The 18,463-nt window shown below is 59.8% G+C and carries 19 protein-coding genes and 1 riboswitch; of the genes, 3 read left to right on the top strand and 16 right to left on the bottom strand.

Annotated elements, in window-relative coordinates:
• Positions 1–4: 4 nt before the first annotated feature.
• From GOW09_RS06735 to GOW09_RS06725, 3 genes are read right to left on the bottom strand one after another with little or no spacing between them, the layout of a single operon-like run.
• The gene (locus GOW09_RS06735) at positions 5–403 is read right to left on the bottom strand and encodes a (deoxy)nucleoside triphosphate pyrophosphohydrolase (RefSeq protein ID WP_171116789.1); all 399 of its coding nucleotides are present in this window, start codon (positions 401–403) and stop codon (positions 5–7) included.
• Positions 400–1,626, bottom strand: coding sequence for a bifunctional glutamate N-acetyltransferase/amino-acid acetyltransferase ArgJ (gene argJ / locus GOW09_RS06730; RefSeq protein ID WP_171116786.1), 1,227 nt, complete (start codon positions 1,624–1,626; stop codon positions 400–402). The genes GOW09_RS06735 and argJ overlap by 4 nt, the downstream gene beginning before the upstream one ends.
• A 6-nt stretch (positions 1,627–1,632) precedes the next feature.
• Positions 1,633–2,481, bottom strand: coding sequence for a peptidylprolyl isomerase (locus GOW09_RS06725; protein ID WP_171116784.1), 849 nt, complete (start codon positions 2,479–2,481; stop codon positions 1,633–1,635).
• Positions 2,482–2,657: 176 nt separating this feature from the next.
• Here GOW09_RS06725 and secA point away from each other — a divergent pair, with 176 nt between their 5' ends.
• From secA to GOW09_RS06710, 3 genes are all read left to right on the top strand, one after another.
• Positions 2,658–5,375: a preprotein translocase subunit SecA gene (gene secA, locus GOW09_RS06720; protein WP_152459560.1), complete on the top strand. Its 2,718-nt coding sequence runs from the start codon at positions 2,658–2,660 to the stop codon at positions 5,373–5,375.
• Between the two features lie 99 nt (positions 5,376–5,474).
• A complete protein-coding gene (locus GOW09_RS06715) occupies positions 5,475–6,392 on the top strand; it encodes a hypothetical protein (RefSeq protein ID WP_171116782.1) in 918 nt (305 codons plus the stop codon).
• A 24-nt stretch (positions 6,393–6,416) separates the two neighbouring features.
• On the top strand, positions 6,417–7,973 hold the full coding sequence (locus GOW09_RS06710; RefSeq protein WP_171116780.1) for a phosphate ABC transporter substrate-binding/OmpA family protein: 1,557 nt from the start codon (positions 6,417–6,419) through the stop codon (positions 7,971–7,973).
• Positions 7,974–7,976: 3 nt separating this feature from the next.
• Here the strand turns inward: GOW09_RS06710 and radC are convergent, their stop codons facing one another.
• From radC to GOW09_RS06645, 13 genes are all read right to left on the bottom strand, one after another.
• Positions 7,977–8,732 carry a DNA repair protein RadC gene (gene radC, locus GOW09_RS06705; RefSeq protein WP_152459563.1) on the bottom strand — a complete coding sequence of 252 codons (756 nt, stop codon included), beginning with the start codon at positions 8,730–8,732 and terminating at the stop codon, positions 7,977–7,979.
• Positions 8,733–8,767: 35 nt separating this feature from the next.
• Positions 8,768–9,502 (bottom strand): ABC transporter permease, encoded by a 735-nt coding sequence (locus tag GOW09_RS06700; RefSeq protein ID WP_152459564.1) that lies wholly within the window; start codon positions 9,500–9,502, stop codon positions 8,768–8,770.
• A complete protein-coding gene (locus GOW09_RS06695) occupies positions 9,499–10,227 on the bottom strand; it encodes an ABC transporter ATP-binding protein (protein WP_171116778.1) in 729 nt (242 codons plus the stop codon). Before GOW09_RS06695 ends, GOW09_RS06700 begins: the two co-directional genes overlap by 4 nt.
• Positions 10,224–10,898, bottom strand: a complete 675-nt coding sequence (tenA, locus tag GOW09_RS06690) for a thiaminase II (RefSeq protein ID WP_171116775.1) — start codon at positions 10,896–10,898, stop codon at positions 10,224–10,226. The genes GOW09_RS06695 and tenA overlap by 4 nt, the downstream gene beginning before the upstream one ends.
• The gene (locus GOW09_RS06685) at positions 10,895–11,830 is read right to left on the bottom strand and encodes an ABC transporter substrate-binding protein (protein WP_171116773.1); all 936 of its coding nucleotides are present in this window, start codon (positions 11,828–11,830) and stop codon (positions 10,895–10,897) included. The genes tenA and GOW09_RS06685 overlap by 4 nt, the downstream gene beginning before the upstream one ends.
• Before the next feature lie 20 nt (positions 11,831–11,850).
• Positions 11,851–12,816, bottom strand: a complete 966-nt coding sequence (locus tag GOW09_RS06680; RefSeq protein WP_171116771.1) for a HesA/MoeB/ThiF family protein — start codon at positions 12,814–12,816, stop codon at positions 11,851–11,853.
• Positions 12,813–13,409: a thiamine phosphate synthase gene (locus tag GOW09_RS06675; RefSeq protein WP_171116769.1), complete on the bottom strand. Its 597-nt coding sequence runs from the start codon at positions 13,407–13,409 to the stop codon at positions 12,813–12,815. Before GOW09_RS06675 ends, GOW09_RS06680 begins: the two co-directional genes overlap by 4 nt.
• A complete protein-coding gene (locus tag GOW09_RS06670; RefSeq protein WP_171116767.1) occupies positions 13,406–14,170 on the bottom strand; it encodes a thiazole synthase in 765 nt (254 codons plus the stop codon). The genes GOW09_RS06675 and GOW09_RS06670 overlap by 4 nt, the downstream gene beginning before the upstream one ends.
• Positions 14,171–14,172: 2 nt before the next feature.
• Positions 14,173–14,367 (bottom strand): sulfur carrier protein ThiS, encoded by a 195-nt coding sequence (gene thiS / locus GOW09_RS06665; RefSeq protein WP_171116765.1) that lies wholly within the window; start codon positions 14,365–14,367, stop codon positions 14,173–14,175.
• Positions 14,351–15,328 (bottom strand): glycine oxidase ThiO, encoded by a 978-nt coding sequence (gene thiO, locus GOW09_RS06660; RefSeq protein WP_171116763.1) that lies wholly within the window; start codon positions 15,326–15,328, stop codon positions 14,351–14,353. The genes thiS and thiO overlap by 17 nt, the downstream gene beginning before the upstream one ends.
• Positions 15,325–16,128: a bifunctional hydroxymethylpyrimidine kinase/phosphomethylpyrimidine kinase gene (gene thiD / locus GOW09_RS06655; RefSeq protein WP_171116762.1), complete on the bottom strand. Its 804-nt coding sequence runs from the start codon at positions 16,126–16,128 to the stop codon at positions 15,325–15,327. The genes thiO and thiD overlap by 4 nt, the downstream gene beginning before the upstream one ends.
• A gap of 44 nt (positions 16,129–16,172) precedes the next feature.
• A riboswitch (TPP riboswitch) is annotated at positions 16,173–16,278 on the bottom strand.
• Positions 16,279–16,516: 238 nt separating this feature from the next.
• A complete protein-coding gene (gene dnaJ, locus GOW09_RS06650; protein WP_171116760.1) occupies positions 16,517–17,665 on the bottom strand; it encodes a molecular chaperone DnaJ in 1,149 nt (382 codons plus the stop codon).
• A 3-nt stretch (positions 17,666–17,668) separates the two neighbouring features.
• Positions 17,669–18,394, bottom strand: a complete 726-nt coding sequence (locus tag GOW09_RS06645) for an FkbM family methyltransferase (RefSeq protein WP_171116758.1) — start codon at positions 18,392–18,394, stop codon at positions 17,669–17,671.
• Between the last annotated feature and the right edge of the window lie 69 nt (positions 18,395–18,463).

Below are 18,463 nucleotides of genomic sequence, written 5' to 3'. Positions count from 1 at the left end.
ACGCCTAAAGCCAATCCCGTAAAATCGGAATCAGCGGCACATCGGCAGCCGGCATCGGATAGTTCCGCAGGTCATTCGCGCGCACCCATTTCAGCGCCTGACCCTCTTTCGACTGCGGGATGCCGTCCCATTTGCGGCAGGCAAACAGCGGCATCAGCAGGTGGAAATCGTCATAGCTGTGGCTGGCAAAGGTCAGTGGCGCAAGGCACGAGGCCCAGGTATCAATGCCCAGTTCCTCGTGCAATTCGCGGATCAGGGCGGCCTCGGGGGTTTCGCCGGGCTCGATCTTGCCGCCGGGGAATTCCCACAATCCGGACATGGATTTGCCTTCTGGGCGTTGGGCCAGCAGCACGCGGCCCTCGATGTCGATCAGGGCGACAGCAGAGACTAACACGGTTCTCACGAGCGATAATCCGCGTTGATCTCGATATAGCCGTGGGTCAGATCACAGGTCCAGACGGTGGATTTCCCCTCGCCCAGCCCCAGATCAACGGCAATCACCAAATCCTGGCCTTTCATGTATTCGGCGGCGTCCTCTTCGCGGTAGTTGGGACTGACCCAGCCGTTCTCGGCCACAAGAATATCACCGAAGGAAATGCTGAGCTTGTCGCGATCGGCCGCCGCGCCCGACTTGCCGATGGCCATGACGATGCGGCCCCAGTTCGGGTCCTCACCGGCAATGGCAGTTTTCACCAGAGGGGAGTTGGCGATGGCCAGACCGTGGATCTTGGCGTCAGCGTCCGAGGCGGCTCCGGTCACGCGGATTTCCACGAATTTCGTAGCGCCTTCCCCGTCACGCACCACTTGTTGCGCAAGGTCCAGCATCACCGTTTCCAAAGCCCGTGCAAAAGCGGCATCGCCGGTGGCATCAACGCCCGAAGATCCGGTCGCACACAGAAGCAGACTGTCCGATGTCGAGGTGTCGCTGTCCACAGTGATGCAGTTGAAGGTGCGATCTGTCTGGGCACTCAGCATTTCCTGCAACGCCGATTGCTCAACCCGTGCGTCGGTGAAGATATAGACCAGCATCGTCGCCATGTCTGGCGCGATCATTCCAGAACCCTTAGCAATCCCTGCAATAGAGACTGTTTTGCCACCGATTTCGACCTGTGCGCTCGCCCCTTTCGGGAACGTGTCCGTCGTCATGATCGCCCGCGCGGCGTCTTCGATTGCGTGGCGGCTGAGGCCGGATTTCAACGCCTCAAGCTGCGAGATGATGCGATCATGCGGCAGCGGTTCACCGATGACACCGGTGGACGAGGTAAAGACCCGTTCGACCGGGACACCGGTCGATTTGGAAACGGCCTGCGTCACCTCGGCAACCGATGTCTGGCCATAGTGGCCGGTGAACGCGTTCGCATTGCCCGAGTTCACAAGGATCGCCGCAGGTCCATCGCTGGGGCCGCCGATTTTCTCCTGACAATCCAGAACCGGTGCCGCGCGGGTGGCCGAGCGGGTGAAGACACCCGCCACCGACGTGCCCGGATCAAGAACAGCCAGCATGACATCCGTGCGACCCTGATAGCGCACACCCGCTTCGACGGTGGCAAAACGCACACCGTCAATCGCAGGCAGTTCAGGGAAAGACGCCGGCGCCAGCGGCGAAACCTTCGTGATCGTGGCCACTGGTCTTTACTCCTGAATCAGGTCCAGCTGGCGCATGATCTCGGGGCCTGCGCCTTCCAGCGCGGGGCGTTCGATCTGTGCCTGCTGCGTCAACTCGTCGATCCGCGCCTGAATGGCATCTTGCTGGATCGTTTGGGCCAGCTCATCGCGCACCGCGTCCAGTTCGGGGGCTTCGGTTTTGCGCTTGTCGTTCAGCTTGACCAGATGCCAGCCAAATTGTGTTTGCACCGGATCCGACACCTGCCCTTTTTCCAGCGCGATCACTGCTTCCTCGAATTCAGGTACCATCTGGCCTTTTCCGAACCATCCCAGCGCGCCACCATTCGGGCCGGACGGACCGGTCGAGTTCTCGCGGGCAAGTTCCGCAAAGTCGGCGCCATCATCAAGCTGTGCCTTGAGCGCTTTGGCTTCTTCTTCCGATTCCACCAGAATATGGCTGGCGTCGAATTCGTCTTCACCCGCAAAATCATTGAAACGCGCATCGTAAGCGGCCTGAATGGCTTCCTCTGTGACGACATCGTTGGTCAGGGCCGCCACCGTCTGAACCGCCTGAAGCGACCGCTTTTCATTGTCGAGTGTCAGCGCGTTTTGCTTGCTCAGGCCGTCCTGTTGCTGTCCCAGCAATTGCTGCTGGATCAGCTGTTCCAGAACGAAATCGAACAGCACGTCGTCTTCCGCCTGTTGATATTGCGGTGGCAGAGAAGCGACGGTGGCGATCACGTGACCCAATGTGATCTCATCCCCGTTTACCCGAGCGACCACCGTCGACGCATCCGGCTGGGTTTCGGCGGCCAGCGGCAGGGCCATCACGGCGGCCAGGGCCAGCGATGGCAGAAAAGTGAGACCTTTGGGCATTGAATCATCCTATTTTCTTGCCGCGACAGGGCGCGGCGTTGACACTCTGGAACCTGCCGCTTACATCGCTTTGAAGCCTTGGACAGGGCCGCCTTTCACCCCCCGTATCTATGGGTTGCGCGCAAGGTGGGCAAGCCTGTCGCAACCACGAAAAGAACAGATCCTCTGGAGTGAACATGCTGGGACTCGGAACGCTCGCCAAAAAGGTGTTCGGAACACCGAACGACCGCAAGATCAAGGCGACCCGCCCTCTGGTCGAAAAGATCAATGCGCTGGAGCCAGAGTTTGAAAAGCTTTCAGATCAAGGTCTGATCGACAAGACCGAAGACCTGCGCAAGCGCGCACTGGATGGGGAAAGCCTGGACGACCTGCTGCCCGAGGCCTTTGCCAACGTACGCGAAGGCGCCAAGCGCGCACTTGGCCTGCGGGCCTTTGACGTGCAGCTGATGGGCGGCATTTTCCTGCATCAGGGCAACATCTCGGAAATGAAGACGGGCGAAGGCAAGACTCTGGTCGCCACCTTCCCGGCCTATTTGAACGCGCTGACCGGCAAGGGCGTGCATGTCGTCACGGTGAACGAATACCTGGCCAAACGTGACGCGGAATGGATGGGCAAGGTGTTTGCGGCCGTAGGCATGACAACTGGTGTGATCTGGTCCGGCCAGCCCGACGCGGAAAAACTGGCCGCGTATTCCTGTGACATCACGTATGCCACCAACAATGAGCTGGGCTTTGACTATCTGCGCGACAACATGAAGGCGGATCTGGAGCAGGTTTACCAGAAACATCACAACTTTGCGATTGTGGACGAGGTTGACTCGATCCTGATCGATGAAGCGCGGACGCCGCTGATCATCTCGGGTCCTGCGCAGGACCGGTCGGATCTGTACACCGCCATTGATGCCCTGATCCCGACGCTGAGCGATGATCATTACACCCTGGACGAAAAATCGCGCAATGTGACCTTTACCGATGAAGGCAACGAATTTCTTGAGGCACAGTTGCTTCAGGCCGGCCTGATTCCCGAAGGCCATTCCCTGTATGATCCGGAAAGCACCACCGTCGTGCATCACGTCAACCAGGCGCTGCGTGCACACAAGCTGTTCCAGCGCGACAAGGATTACATCGTGCGCGACGGCAACGTCGTTCTGATCGATGAATTCACCGGCCGCATGATGCCGGGGCGTCGCCTGTCCGAAGGTCTGCATCAGGCGATCGAAGCCAAGGAAAAGGTTCAGATCCAGCCGGAAAACGTCACATTGGCAAGCGTGACATTCCAGAACTATTTCCGCCTGTACGACAAACTGAGCGGCATGACCGGCACTGCTTTGACCGAGGCCGAAGAATTTGCCGAGATCTACGGTCTGGGCGTGGTCGAAGTTCCGACCAACCTGCCGATTGCCCGTATCGACGAAGATGATCAGGTTTATCGTACGGCCGCCGAAAAATACAATGCGATGATCGCCGAGACGAAAAAGGCGCAGGAAAAGGGCCAGCCGGTTCTGCTGGGGACCACGTCGATCGAGAAATCCGAACTGCTGAGCCAGATGCTGACCAAGGAAGGTATCAAGCACAACGTTCTGAACGCTCGCCAGCACGAACAAGAGGCACAGATCGTTGCCGATGCCGGTCGTCTGGGCGCGGTAACCATCGCCACCAACATGGCCGGTCGCGGCACCGACATTCAGCTTGGCGGCAATGTCGAGATGAAGGTGCTGAAAGCGATTGCCGAGAATCCAGACGCGGATCCGTCCGAGCTGCGGGCCGCCGAAGAAGCACGCCACGCCGAAGAAAAAGAAAAGGTTCTGGCTGCTGGCGGTCTTTACGTCATGGCGTCGGAACGCCACGAAAGCCGCCGGATCGACAACCAGCTGCGCGGTCGTTCCGGCCGTCAGGGCGACCCGGGCCGAACGGTATTTTACCTGAGCCTCGAGGATGACCTGATGCGCATCTTCGGCTCGGAACGGCTGGACAAGGTATTGACCACGCTGGGCATGAAAGAAGGCGAGGCGATCATTCACCCCTGGGTGAACAAGTCGCTGGAACGCGCGCAGTCCAAGGTCGAAGGCCGCAACTTTGACATGCGCAAGAACGTTCTGAAGTTCGACGACGTGATGAACGACCAGCGGAAGGTGATCTTCAGCCAGCGCCGCGAAATCATGTCTGCGAACGACCTGTCCGAGATCGTCTCGGATATGCGCGAACAGGTGATTGACGACCTGATTGACGAATACATGCCGCCGAAATCCTATGCGGATCAGTGGGATACCGAGGGCCTGCACGAGGCGATAAAGGACAAGCTGAACATGGACGTCCCGGTTCAGGACTGGGCCGCCGAAGAAGGCGTGGATGACGAGCAGGTGCGCGAACGTCTGATCAAGGCTGCGGATGAGATGATGGCGCAGAAGGCCGTCGCCTTTGGCCCTGAAAACATGCGCAACATCGAAAAACAGGTTCTGCTTCAGACCATCGACAGCAAATGGCGCGAGCATCTGCTGACCCTGGAACATCTGCGCTCGGTCGTTGGGTTCCGCGGTTATGCCCAGCGCGATCCTCTGAACGAATACAAGACCGAAAGCTTTCAGCTGTTCGAAAGCATGCTGGATTCGCTGCGCGAGACCGTGACACAGCAATTGTCGCGCGTACGTCCGCTGACCGAAGAAGAACAGAAAGAAATGCTGGCGCAGATGGCAGGGCAGCAGGCTCAGGCGCAGGAGGCCGTGGACAAGGCCGCGAAACAGGCCGAAGCCAAGGCCGAGGCTGCGGCCTCGGGTGATGCGCTTCCGGGGTTCGACGAAAGCGACCCATCGACCTGGGGCAACCCGTCGCGAAATGATCCGTGCCCGTGTGGCTCGGGCAAGAAGTTCAAACACTGCCATGGCCGACTGACCTAACGTCACCCGCCGAATCCACAATGTGTTCGTCTCGCGGCCACAAATTGGCCGCGATTCGTGGCGAATGTGCGATTTGCTCCTTCAACTGGGGAGGGTGTCTTGTTTGTAGTTCGAAACTACGTGACCATGTGCGGCACGGTCGCTTGTGCTTTGGGCATAGGCTACCTGATGCAAAACGGACCAACCGCGCAGCCGGCGAACGCGGGGGATAGTGTTGATGTTGCCTCGGCATCTCAGCAATCCTCGGTTCTGTCGGGGTTGGATGCTATCGTACTGACTTCGGCTTCGGCGTCTGACGCAGATTCCGGGGCGGCAGCGCCCGAACCTCGCGCAGTTCCGTCAGCACCGAAAACGACGGATTGCAACATCAGCGCGCGCGCCGTCGCCGTCCCCGGCGCCATGGCACAGTTGTCGCTGCGGGCACCCTGCCACCGAAACGAACGCGTTGAAATTCATCACAGCGGCCTGACGGTCAGCCAGAACACCGACGATTCCGGCGCCTTGGACATGACCATCCCGGCACTGTCGGAATACGCGATTTTCCTGATTTCGTTCGAAGATGAAACGGGTACGGTCGCCACCACTCACGTGACCGACATTGCCGAATATGACCGCGTCGTCCTGCAATGGCAGGGTGAAACCGAGTTGCAGATTCACGCGCTGGAATTCGGGGCAAGCTATGGCAGCAGCGGCCACGTGTGGGATGATTCCTCGGCAAATGGCGCAGGAGAGGTTCTGCGCCTGGGCCAGACGGGTCTGGGTCGTGCCAAGAATATCGAAGTATATTCCTTTCCGACGGGCGCGTCGGATCGGTCCGGCAGCATCGACCTGACGGTCGAAGCCGAAGTGACCAAATCCAACTGCGGGCAAACGCTGAATGTGCAGGCGCTGGAACTTCTGTCAGATAGCCGCCTGCGGTCGCGCGACATGTCCCTGACCCTGCCGGATTGTTCACAGGCCGGTGAGTTTCTGGTGTTGAATAATCTGCTCTCAGACCTAACAATTGCGGCAAAGTAATCCGCAGGCAGGCTCGACTCTCTTATGACTTTCTTTCGTGCGGCTGTGACCGCGCTGTTTACCGTTGCAGGTGCGACCTGTGCAATGGCGCAGGACATCACACTGACGTCTCGTGACGGCAAGGTCGAAGTAACAGGCAACCTGCTGGGCTTTGACGGCGAATTCTACCGCGTCGATACGCAGTTCGGTGAGTTGACCGTTGATGGCTCGGGCGTCACCTGCGACGGACCTGCATGCCCCAGCCTGACGGATTTCGTAGCCGAGTTGCGGTTTTCCGGATCGTCTGTCATGGCCGAAACGGTCTTGCCCGCCCTGATCATAGGGTTTGCGCGGCAGGAAGGCCTGACCGCAACGCCTGCTCGCGTGGATTCGGACACCTTCGTCTATGAGCTTTTTCAGTCAGGCCGTGACGCCCCGTTGGCGCGGTTCTACTTTGACGTTGGGACCACGGATCGCGGCTTCGCCAAGCTGATCGGGGATCAGACAGATATCGTGATGGCCCTGCGCGAAGTACGCGAGGCAGAGCGGGATGCAGCCGAAGCCGCGGGGCTGGGTGATCTGAAACGGGCCCGGCGATCCAGGGTTGTTGCATTGGACGCCATGGTTCCGGTGGTGGCACCCGATAGTGTGATGCGTCAGATTTCGCTGGCCGATTTGGCGCGCATTCTGTCAGGTGAAGTAAAGAACTGGGTGGACCTGGGCGGGCCGGATGCTCCGATCGCATTGCATGTGCCGGATCCGGGATCGGGGCTGGCGCAGGCTGTCGAGGATCAGGTATTGAAGACCGCTGGTGTGGAACTGACCGATACCGCAATCCGTCACATTCGAACGAGCGATCTGACCAAGGCCGTGGCAAAGGACCCGTTTTCCATCGGAATCGCCAGCAAAGCGACAGCCGACAATACCCGAGCCCTGCCGCTGACCGGAGGGTGTGGGCATCCGCTGGCCGCCACCCGTCAATCGATCAAGACCGAAGATTATCCGCTGAACCTGCCGATGTTCCTGTATCTGCCCGAACGCCGCCTGCCGCGGATCGCAAGGCAGTTTCTGGCCTTTAGCCTAAGCCCCGGGGCCCAGATGGCCATTCGTGACGCAGGATATGTCGATCAATCGCCCGAAACCTTGCCGGTTGGCGTACAGGGCGACCGGCTTGCCAACGCCATCGCCACCGGAGGGCCGGAGGTTGGGCTGGACGAGCTTCTGCGCATGATCGAAACCCTGCGCCCGCTGTCACGCCTGTCCCTGTCGGTTCGGTTCGAGCCCGGATCATCCCGTCCGGATGCGCAGTCACGTTCCAATATTCAGCAACTGGCACATATGCTTGACGCCGGCATATTGAAGGCGCGCAAGCTGGTGTTTGCCGGTTTCAGCGACGGGGATGGCGGGGCAGCCGCCAACGCCCGCATTGCCCTGCGACGTGCACAGACGGTACGAAACGCGGTTCTGGCCGCGGCCGAGACATCGATATCAGACAGTATCGAGGTGGTCGCGGAAGGGTTTGGCGAGGCAATGCCGATGGCCTGTGACGACACCGAGTGGGGCCGCAAGGTCAACCGCCGGGTTGAAATCTGGGTGCAGTGAAGCTCACAGATACCCTTCGGACCGAAAGCTCAACTCGGTCGATTTTCCAATGATCAGGTGGTCGTGCAGGGTCAGGCCCAAGGCCGAACAGGCATCCTGAATACGGTTGGTCATGTCGATATCCGACTGCGAGGGCGTCGGATCACCCGACGGGTGGTTGTGCACCAGAATCAGGGCCGAGGCATTCAGTTCCAGCGCTCGTTTGGCAACCTCGCGCGGGTAAACCGGCACGTGATCCACGGTGCCTTTGGCCTGTTCCTCATCCGCGATCATTACGTTCTTGCGATCCAGATAGAACACGCGAAACTGCTCGATCTCACGATGCGCCATGGTGGTGTGGCAATAATCCAGCAGCGCATCCCAGCCCGAGATCACATGCCGCTGCATCACCCGGGCGCGGGCCATCCTGTGGGCGCAGGCCTCAAGAATTTTCAGGTCGGTAACCACGGTATCGCCAACGCCCTTGATCTGGCGCAGCCGTTCCTCGGGCGCGGTCAGGACACGATTGAAATCACCAAAAGTGTCCATCAACGCCCGCGCCAGTGGCTTCACATCCTGCCGGGGAATGGATCGGAACAGGACCAGTTCAAGCAGTTCGTAATCCGGCATCGCCGCCGATCCGCCGGTCATGAACCGTTCGCGCAGCCGCTTGCGGTGGTCTTTTATGTAGGAGGGTAGCCGACCAGAGGGCAGCGGCTGCGCCGGGGCTTCGTCCGTATCAAACAGCATCGGGGCTTCAGCAAAGGCGTCTTGTGTCATGAGCGCACCCTGACCCAGAATCGGTTTCTGATTGGTTAACGCACCTCACCCGCCATGCGTGCCGTGGCCCGGCGGACAATCATGTGCAGAAGAATCGAGAATACGCCCAGGGTCAGCATCGCGGCAAACATGAGATCGGTCTTGGCACGTCCATTGGCCAGCAGCATCAGGTATCCCAACCCCTGCGACGAGCCGACCCATTCGCCGATCACCGCTCCGATCGGGGCATAGACCGCCGCCAGCCGCATCCCCGACGCCAGCGACGGCAGAGCGGCCGGAATACGGATATGCCACAATACGGCGCGCTTGCTGGCCTGCATCGTTCGGGCCAGATCCAGATACCCCGAAGGGGTGCGCATAAGCCCGTCAAAAAAGGATGAGGTGATCGGGAAATAGATGATCAACACCGCCATGGCGACCTTGGACCACAGCCCATAGCCCAACCACAGCGTCAGCAACGGCGCCAATGCGAATACCGGCAGAGCTTGCGTAAACACGAGCATCGGCTGCACCAGCACCCGCGCCGCCCGCGAATTCGCCAGTTGCAACGCAGTAACGACACCCAGCAGCGTTCCGCATGCCAGACCGATCACCACTTCGATCGCGGTGATCCAGGTATGCTCTGCGATCACCCAGCGGTTCTGCCACCAGGTTTCGGCCACGACGGCGGGTCCGGGCAGGATGAACTTCGGCAACCCGGTCAGGGTCACGATGCCCTGCCAGATCAGCAAGGCAAACAAAGTTGCGGCCAATGCAGAAAAATACTTCATGCCGCGCCCTCGCGGAGAAGACGCAGCAAGGCACCCTGGGTTTCCAATGTCTCCAGATCATCCACGCGGCGCGGGGCCGGGGCCCGGGGCGGTTCGCACTGCGTCAATCCGTGTTCCGTCATCACCACGATGGATTGCCCCAGACGCGCGGCCTCTGCGGGATCATGGGTCACAAGAAGGACGGTTCGACCGTGCAATGCTTCGGCGGCCAGATCCTGCATGTCAGCGCGGGTGCGGGCATCAAGGGCTGAAAAGGGCTCGTCCAGCAAAACAACGGGGCGATCTTCCATAAGTGTCCGGGCCAAGGCGACACGCTGACGTTGCCCGCCGGACAACGCGTTGGGCTTCTTGTTCATGTGATCCTGCAACCGCATACGCTTGATCAGGCGGTCGCGTCGATCAAGATCCACGGTTTCCCCGCGCAGACGCGCACCCAGCGAGACATTCTGCGCGACGGTTGCCCAAGGCAAAAGAAGATCATCCTGCGCCATGTATGCGACACGCTCAGCCACAGGCAAGCCATCACTGGCCGTGATCCGCCCAGCGAAGACAGCCCCGGTCTCGAGCCCCGCAATCAACCTCAGAACCGTTGTTTTTCCCACGCCCGAACCGCCCAGCAGGCATGTCCACGCCCCGGCCCCAAGGGTCAGGGACAACGGCGCAAACAGGGTCGCGCCGTCGATCGTGGCAGTGCCACTGATGGTCAGTTCGGGCGCAGGTGTCATGGCGTCAACCCCATCTGCCAGAAGTTGACTTCAAGCTCTGTCGCCTTACGGAAGGTCTGGCACAGTCGATCCCAGCGTGGCGACCCCTGAAAATCAGCCCCGATACGCCTTGTTAGAGCCTGATCCAGCAACTCGCCAACCGCCACACATGCGCCTTGGTAATCTTCGCCGGCATAAGTGTCGATCCAGCCGCGATATGCCTCGGACGTTGCCTCGGCGGACAGGCGCGTACCGATCTCACCATACCCCATGACGCAAGGAACAAGGGCCGCCAGCAGGTCCAGAAGATCTCCGCTGTAGCCTGCTTCCAGGACAAACCGGGTATAGGCCAGATTCTCGTGCCGCTCTGGCGTGGCAAACAACTCTGCCTGCGAGATACCTTCTGCCTCGCAGATACCGATATGCAGTTTCATCTCTTCGCTGATCAAACCGTTCACAGTTCGCGATGCAGCAAGCATTTCTTCATGCGTTTCTGATTTCACCACGGCCAGCGCCCAGGCACGTGAGAAGTGGATCAGAAACACATAATCCTGCCGCAGATAGTGCAGAAACGCCTCGCGTGGCAGCGTTCCGTCTTTCATGCCCTCTACGAAGGCGTGGCGGGTATAATCCCGCCACGGCTCCGCCGCAGCATCGCGCATCAGCGCAAAGGCTTTGCCATAATTGCTCATTGCGCGGTCACGTCGATGGTGATGTCACTGACCGGAAGGACGCTGTCGATCATCCCGCTTTCGTTCAGGAAGGTTTCGAACCGGGCATAACGACCGGCATCAAAACCTGCCGGGCGCAGCGCAAAGCGCGGCAGTGTATCGACCCAGGCGCGGGCATTCAGCTCGTCCTGAAGTTCCGGCGAGGTCGCCGCGAAGATTTCCCAGCTTTTTTCCGGATTGTTGACGATATATTGGGTCGCTTTTTCAGTCGCGGCGAGGAACCGGGCGATCTTGTCCTTGTCCATCGTTTCAGGATTGGCGACATAGATCAGTTCATCGTAGGACGGAACGCCCTCTTCCTCGATATAGAAGCAAGTGCCGGGACGACCTTCGATATCCATTTGGTTCAGTTCGAAGTTGCGATAAGCGCCAATCACCGCGTCCACCTGACCGGTCATCAGCGACGGCGAGAGGGAAAAGTTGACATTGATCAGCTCGACATCGCCCAGCGCAACATCGTATTTGCCCAGAACGGTGCCAAGGATGGCTTCTTCGACCCCAGCGACCGAGAAGCCGATTTTTTTACCCTTGAGGTCAGCAGGCGACTTGATCGGTCCGTCTTCCAGCACCAGAAGGCAGTTCAGCGGCGTCGCAACCAATGTGCCGACACGCTTCAGCGGCAGGCCCTCGTGAATCTGCAAGTGCAATTGCGGCTGGTAAGACACCGCCAGGTCGGCTTGGCCGGCAGCCACCAAACGGGGCGGGGCGGACGGGTCGGCGGGTGGAACGATCTCGACCTCAAGCCCTTGTTCGGCAAAATAGCCGTTTTCCTGCGCCACGATGATGGGACCGTGGTCAGGGTTGATGAACCAGTCCAGCAGGACGGTCATTTTGTCTTCGGCCCAAGCCGGCCCGGCGGCCAGAAGGGCGATAGCTGTCATCAGCTTTTTCATGTCTCGCGTTTCCCTTTTCTTCACGAGGTTGAGGCCGCGACGAGGACAATTTCGCCCGGCCAATCTGGTTGAATCTGTTCGGCGGCACGCCATGCCCGCAAACCGGTGGCACAGCAAAGAGCCAGCCTTTTTCCTTTGTTAGGATCTATTCTGCGCAAATTATCCGGTGAAATGCGCGTCGCGTTCGAATGGATGGGAACAGGGGCTTCCTGCGAACTGCGCAGCTCGATGATCTGATCCGTGTCTTTCAGCTGGCTTGCGGACAGAAAGCGAAAGCAGTTGCCGGGCTCGGGTGCGTCATCAAAGCGAAACCCGGTGCTGCGCAGGGTTCTTGCATCATATTGAACCAACTGCCCAAGGGGCGAGGGATCAAGTCCAAGGATCAAGCTGAGCGCCATCTGCGCCTGCATCGCCCCCATCACGCCAACCACGGGGCCCAAAACCCCCGCAGTGGCGCAGCTGGCACCACTGTCCGGTGCATCGGGAAATACAGCGCGCAGCGATGGGCTCCCGCCGCAGAACCCGCCCACATAACCCGAAAGCCCCAGCACCGAGGCGCTGATCAAAGGCTTGCCCTGCGCCAGACACGTGTCCGACAGGATGTAGCTGGCTGCGTAGCTGTCGGCACAATCCAGAATGATATCGGCTTGCGACACCGAGCCAGGCGCATTTTCACTGGTCAGAGCCTGATTCAGACCGATGACATCGGTTTCACCATTCAGCGCGCGGCAGCGCGCCTCGGCGGTTTCCGCCTTGGAGTGCCCGCAATCGGCCTCGGAGAAAAACGTTTGACGGTGCAGGTTCGACAGATCGACGGTATCACCGTCCATGACCGTGATCCGCCCCACCCCGGCCCCTGTCAAAAGTGGCAGAACCGGTGCAGCCAGACCGCCCGCACCGACGACCAGAACACGGGCCGCCGACAGGCGTGCCTGCCCCTGCGCCCCGACTTCGGGCAGAAGCGTCTGTCGGGCATATCGGCTCATCGTGTGACCTCGATCCACGCGCGCACCCGTGCTTCGGGGTCGGGGTTCAGTGTGATATCCGTGACCGCCGAGACGATGTCCGCCCCGGCCTTCAGCACACCGGTCGCGCGCTCGACACTCATCCCGCCAATACCGACCAAGGGAATATCACCAACCCGCGCCTTCCATTCCGTTACGCGGGGCAGGCCCTGCTGATGCCATTTCATCTTTTTCAGAATAGTGGGGTAGACCGGGCCCAATGCCACGTAATCGGGATCCATGGCCAGCACACGCTCAAGCTCATCATCGTCATGGGTGGAAACGCCCAGTTTCAGACCCGCTTTTCGGATGGCTTTCAGGTCGGCGTCGTCCAGATCTTCCTGTCCCAAATGAATCCAGTCGCAACCCAGATCGATCGCCTGCTGCCAATAGTCATTGATCACCAGAACCGCCCCATGGTTGCGGCACAGATCGCGTGAGACGGCAATCTGGTCGCGCACCACATCATCTGGCTGATCCTTGATGCGCAGCTGCACCAGTTTGACACCCAGCGGCAGCATCCGCCGCAGCCAGTCCGAGTGATCAAAGATCGGATAGAAACGGTCCAGCGTCATGACAGGAAAGCCTTTCCAACAACAGGAGTAGAGGGCTCAGCCATATCGCGCGGCTCGATCGGGTCGGCCTGATGGGCCAACTGCCCGGCAAGAGTTGCCTGCGCCATCGCCCTGGCCATCAGAACCGGATCTCCGGCACGGGCCACGGCGGTGTTGAGCAGAACCGCGTCAAAGCCCAGCTCCATCGCGCGGGCCGCGTGGCTGGGCAAACCGATTCCTGCATCCACCACCAGGGGAATGTCAGGAAATTCCGCCCGCATCGCACGCAGGGCGTATTCGTTGTTTAGCCCCTGCCCTGACCCGATCGGTGCGCCCCAGGGCATCAGCACCTCGCACCCCGCTTCCAGCAGGCGTTCCCCCACGATCAGGTCATCGGTGGTGTAGGGAAACACCTCAAACCCGTCCTCGGTAAGAATGCGGGCGGCTTCGACCAGTTGGAAAACGTCCGGTTGCAGGCTGTCCGTATGTCCGATGAGTTCCAGCTTGATCCAACGGGTCTCAAACACTTCGCGGGCCATATGGGCGGTCGTCACGGCCTCTTTCACCGTATGGCAACCAGCCGTGTTGGGCAGGATGCGTACACCCAGGTCGCGGATCATGTTCCAAAAGGTCTGGCCTGCACCCGCTTCGCGCCGCAAGGATACAGTGGCAACGCCTGCACCGCTTTCGCGAAACGCCTGTTCCAGAATGGCCGGGCTTGGATATTGCGCCGTGCCCAGCATCAGCGGGTTGGGCAGTTCAGTGCCATAAAACGTCTTCATCTTCAGCCCCCCTGCATCGGTGCGACGACCTCGACCCGGTCACCTTTGGCCAGCTTGTGAGCGACGCGCAGGCTTGAGGGCACGAAATCTTCGTTCACGGCGGTGGCCACACGGCCCGAGAAACCGCATTCGTCCAACAATTCCGACAGGGTTTCGGCGCGTACCTCGCGCGCCTCGCCGTTAAGCACGATCTTCATCGACCATCTCCGAATGTGTGTTGTGCAGCGCCAGATCCGCAACACCCCGCGCCAGCGCCGGTGCCAGCAGATACCCGTGGCGATAGAGCCCGTTGGCATAGATCGTCCGACCCAAACGCCGGATACGCGGCAAGTTGTCAGGGAAGGCGGGGCGCAGATCGACGCCTATCTCCAAAACCTCGGCTTCGCCAAAAGCCGGGTTCACGGCATAGGCTGCGCTGAGCAGTTCCAGCATCGAACGGGCGGTGATGCGGCTGCTGTCCTCGGATTCGATCATGGTCGCACCCAACATATAGACGCCGTCGCCGCGCGGAACGATATAAAGCGGCATCCGCGGGTGCAGCAAACGAACCGGGCGCGTCAGTTCCACGTCAGGGCATCGTATGACCAGCATCTCGCCCTTCACGCCGCGCAGGTCATGCAGGTATTCGCGCGCGTGAAGACCACGGCAGTCAATGGCATTTTCCAACTGGGCAGGTGCCAGTTTCCGGTGGAACTCCACGCCCTGAGTTTGCAGTTGACGATACAGATCGCGCAGCGCCTGACGCGGATCGACATGGGCTTCGCGCTCGAAAAACAGGCCCTGGCCAAACCCCGACAGATCAGGCTCTAATTCAGATATTTTTGCCCGTTCGACCTTTGTGAACTCTTTTGTTCGACGCGCGAAGCGGCGCAGGTCCGGTACATCGCGGGCGCTTGCGACAACAAGCGTTCCCCGCTGGATCACCTTTGTGCGTTGAGCCCACCATTCGATCGCCGTCTGACCCAGGCGCAGCACCGGTTCTTCTGCGTTTTCATATTCGCACCACGGCGCCAGCATTCCCCCGGCCCACCACGAACACCCATGCGGGCCCGGTGGCCCGCCGGGGTCGAATATCTGCACTTTTGCACCGCGCGACACCAGTTCGCTGGCAACGGCAAGACCGGCAACCCCTGCCCCTATGACAGACCAAAGCGTCACGAGGGCCAAACCCGGTGGAAATGATGCACCGGGCCGTGCCCAGCGCCGACATTCAACTCATCCGCGCGCGCGATGGCCCCTTGCAGATAGTCATGCGCCTGCGCAACCGCGTCCCTCAGGGTCAGCCCCGTGGCCAAACCGGCGGTGATGGATGACGACAGGGTGCATCCTGTTCCATGGGTGTTTTTCGTATCCTGACGCGGGGCCTGAAACTCGGCCATGACACCCGACCGATCGATCAGCAAATCGTGGCAGATTTCACCTGACCCGTGTCCGCCTTTCATCACGACTGCACCCGCACCCAAGGCGCACAATGCCCGGCCCTGTTCAGCCATCTGCTCACGCGTTTCCGCCGCTGGCATGTTCAGCAGGCACGCCGCCTCAGGCAGATTCGGCGTAAGAACCGTCGCCGTTGGCAACAACACATCGCGCAGCGTCCGGACCGCCTCTTGCGCCAACAGAGCGTCGCCGGATTTGGCGATCATGACCGGATCAAGAACCACGGGACCCTCGAAAGCCGCCAGCCCCCTGGCGACCGTATGAATGATCTCAGGTGTGCCAAGCATGCCGATTTTGACGGCCCTGACGTCAAGATCGTTCAGAACCGCGTCGATTTGAGCGGAAATCACATCCAGCGGAATCCCATGCACCGCGGTGACAGCTTGCGTGTTCTGCGCGGTAACGGCGGTGATGACACTTGCGCCAAAAACACCCAGCGCCGACATTGCCTTCAGGTCAGCCTGAATTCCCGCGCCGCCGCCACTGTCGGATCCTGCTATGGTCAGGGCAATTGCCGCCATGTCGTTGCTCCATCTTCTATGGGCAACGGAGTAGAGAAAACGTCTGTGTTCAAGAGACCGTTCCCTACGCCGGAATTGCCCGGATCAGGTTCGATGGGTTAACGCGGTTGCGTCTCTCAGCCCTCTCAAAGGGCACCCCAACGGTTGAGGCGGACAATCTCAGGGTCGAGGGCCGGAATCAAGACTCAATTTTCCAGATATATTGCCACTTTCAGCTTTCTGCTAAGGCCAAAACTGCATGTAAATGACAGAGGCATGCGAGGCTCTGCCTCGCGCTCCGGGATATTTTGGGCCAGATGAAGAACGGGTCCCATGCTTCATCTGGCTGCAAATATCCCGGGGGAGTCGCCCGAAGGGCGGCGGGAGCAGAGCCCCCGTTCCTGGTCGTTCAGCCTTTCATACCGTCCCAGAAAGACTTGACAGACGAGAAAAAGCTTTTTGATTCCGGATGGTTGTCTTCACCCAGATCATCAAACTCGCGCAGCAATTCTTTCTGACGGCTGGTCAGGTTGACCGGGGTTTCCACGGCCAGCTCAATGAACATGTCACCCACACCACCGCCGCGCAACGCAGGCATGCCTTTGCCGCGCAGACGCATTTGCCGACCCGACTGACTTCCGGCCGGAATCTGAACGCGGCCGCGACCGCCATCGATGGTCGGAACCTCGATCGATCCGCCCAGCGCCGCCTTGGCCATGCTGACCGGCACGCGGCAGTAGAGGTTCACGCTGTCGCGTTCGAACAGTTTGTGCTCGGCCACTTCGACGAAAATATACAGATCGCCCGGAGGGCCGCCGCGCATTCCCGCCTCACCTTCGCCTGCCAGACGAATTCGCGTACCGGTTTCGACACCGGCAGGAATGTTCACCGACAAAGCGCGGTCTTTTTCGACCCTGCCGGCCCCCTGACAGGATTTACAGGGGTTCTTGATGATCTGACCCAGCCCCGAACAGGTGGGGCAAGTCCGTTCCACCGTAAAGAAGCCCTGTTGTGCCCGCACTTTCCCCATGCCCGAACAGGTGGGGCAGGATGTGGGTTCAACGCCACCTTCAGCCCCGGTACCTTCGCAGGACGAACACGCCACGGCCGTTGGCACGTTGATGGTTTTTTGCAGGCCCGAGTAGGCTTCTTCCAGCGTCACACGCAGGTTGAAGCGCAGGTCCGAGCCGCGCGCGGCGCGACGCCCGCCGCCACTCCTTTGACCACCCATGAAATCGCCGAACAGGTCGTCAAATACATCCGAAAATGCGCTGGAGAAGTCGCCTTGACCGCCAAAGCCGCCACCGGGGCGGCCACCGCCGCCCATGCCGTTTTCAAATGCGGCATGGCCAAAGCGATCGTAAGCTGCCTTCTTTTCGGCATCACGCAGAACGTCGTAAGCCTCGTTGGCTTCCTTGAACTGCGCCTCGGCATCCGGGTTGTCCTTGTTGCGGTCAGGGTGCAGCTCTTTGGCTTTCCTGCGAAAACCCTTCTTGATCTCATCCGACGAAGCGCCCTTGGACACGCCGAGCACTTCGTAATAGTCGCGCTTTGACATTTGTTATTCCTTCGTGCCGCCGGACGCGGTGCTTTCATTGAGCCTGTACACGCCGTTGGTGTTGTTTGCAAAACTGGCCACGTAACCTGCCTTATTCAAGACCTCGTCAAGCCCGTCATCCGAATGCTTGATTTCTATCAGCAGCACTTCGGGCCAAATCTCCCGCGGTGCGTCTTCGAAAAAAGCGCGCAATACGCGGGTTTCCTGACCTTCGATATCCATTTTCATGGCATCAACCTTGGTCAGCCCGGCATCGCGTATCGCGTCCAACAACGGAATCGCCTGAACGCACAGATCGCCCGACTCGGCAACTTTGGCATGACCCCGATCGCCAAGGTTCGCGGATTCGAACCACACCTCACCCGGTTTGTTGGACAAGGCCTTGTCGCAATGGATGACCTCACTGGCTTGATTGGCAGCCAGATTGGTACCAAGGCGAGCCTTGTTGACCGGATCCGGTTCAACAACCAGTGTTTTCAGGTTGCGCCCCAACTTCTGCGCAACTGATCTGACCCACAGGGTGTACAGCCCGACATTTTCACCGGCGTCGACAAAGACATAATCGCCAGAGCCCTGCGACATATGGTTGGCCAGCGATTGACGCTCATCCAGATCAAAGAACTGCGAGCCGGTTATGACGCGACGTTCGGCCCAGTTGTCAGATGGGTACAATCGGCATTTCTGTCCGCCAAACACCTCAACATCGTAAGGCTCTCGCTGAGAGGCCATTACTATCCTGCGAATTCCGGACGACATCCATTGACGCGGCATGCCCTCAGACCACCGGCGCAATATTTC

The sequence above is a fragment of the Ruegeria sp. HKCCA5463 genome (assembly GCF_013034175.1).
Lineage (GTDB): Bacteria > Pseudomonadota > Alphaproteobacteria > Rhodobacterales > Rhodobacteraceae > Ruegeria.
This window is presented reverse-complemented; position numbering and strand designations above follow the sequence as displayed.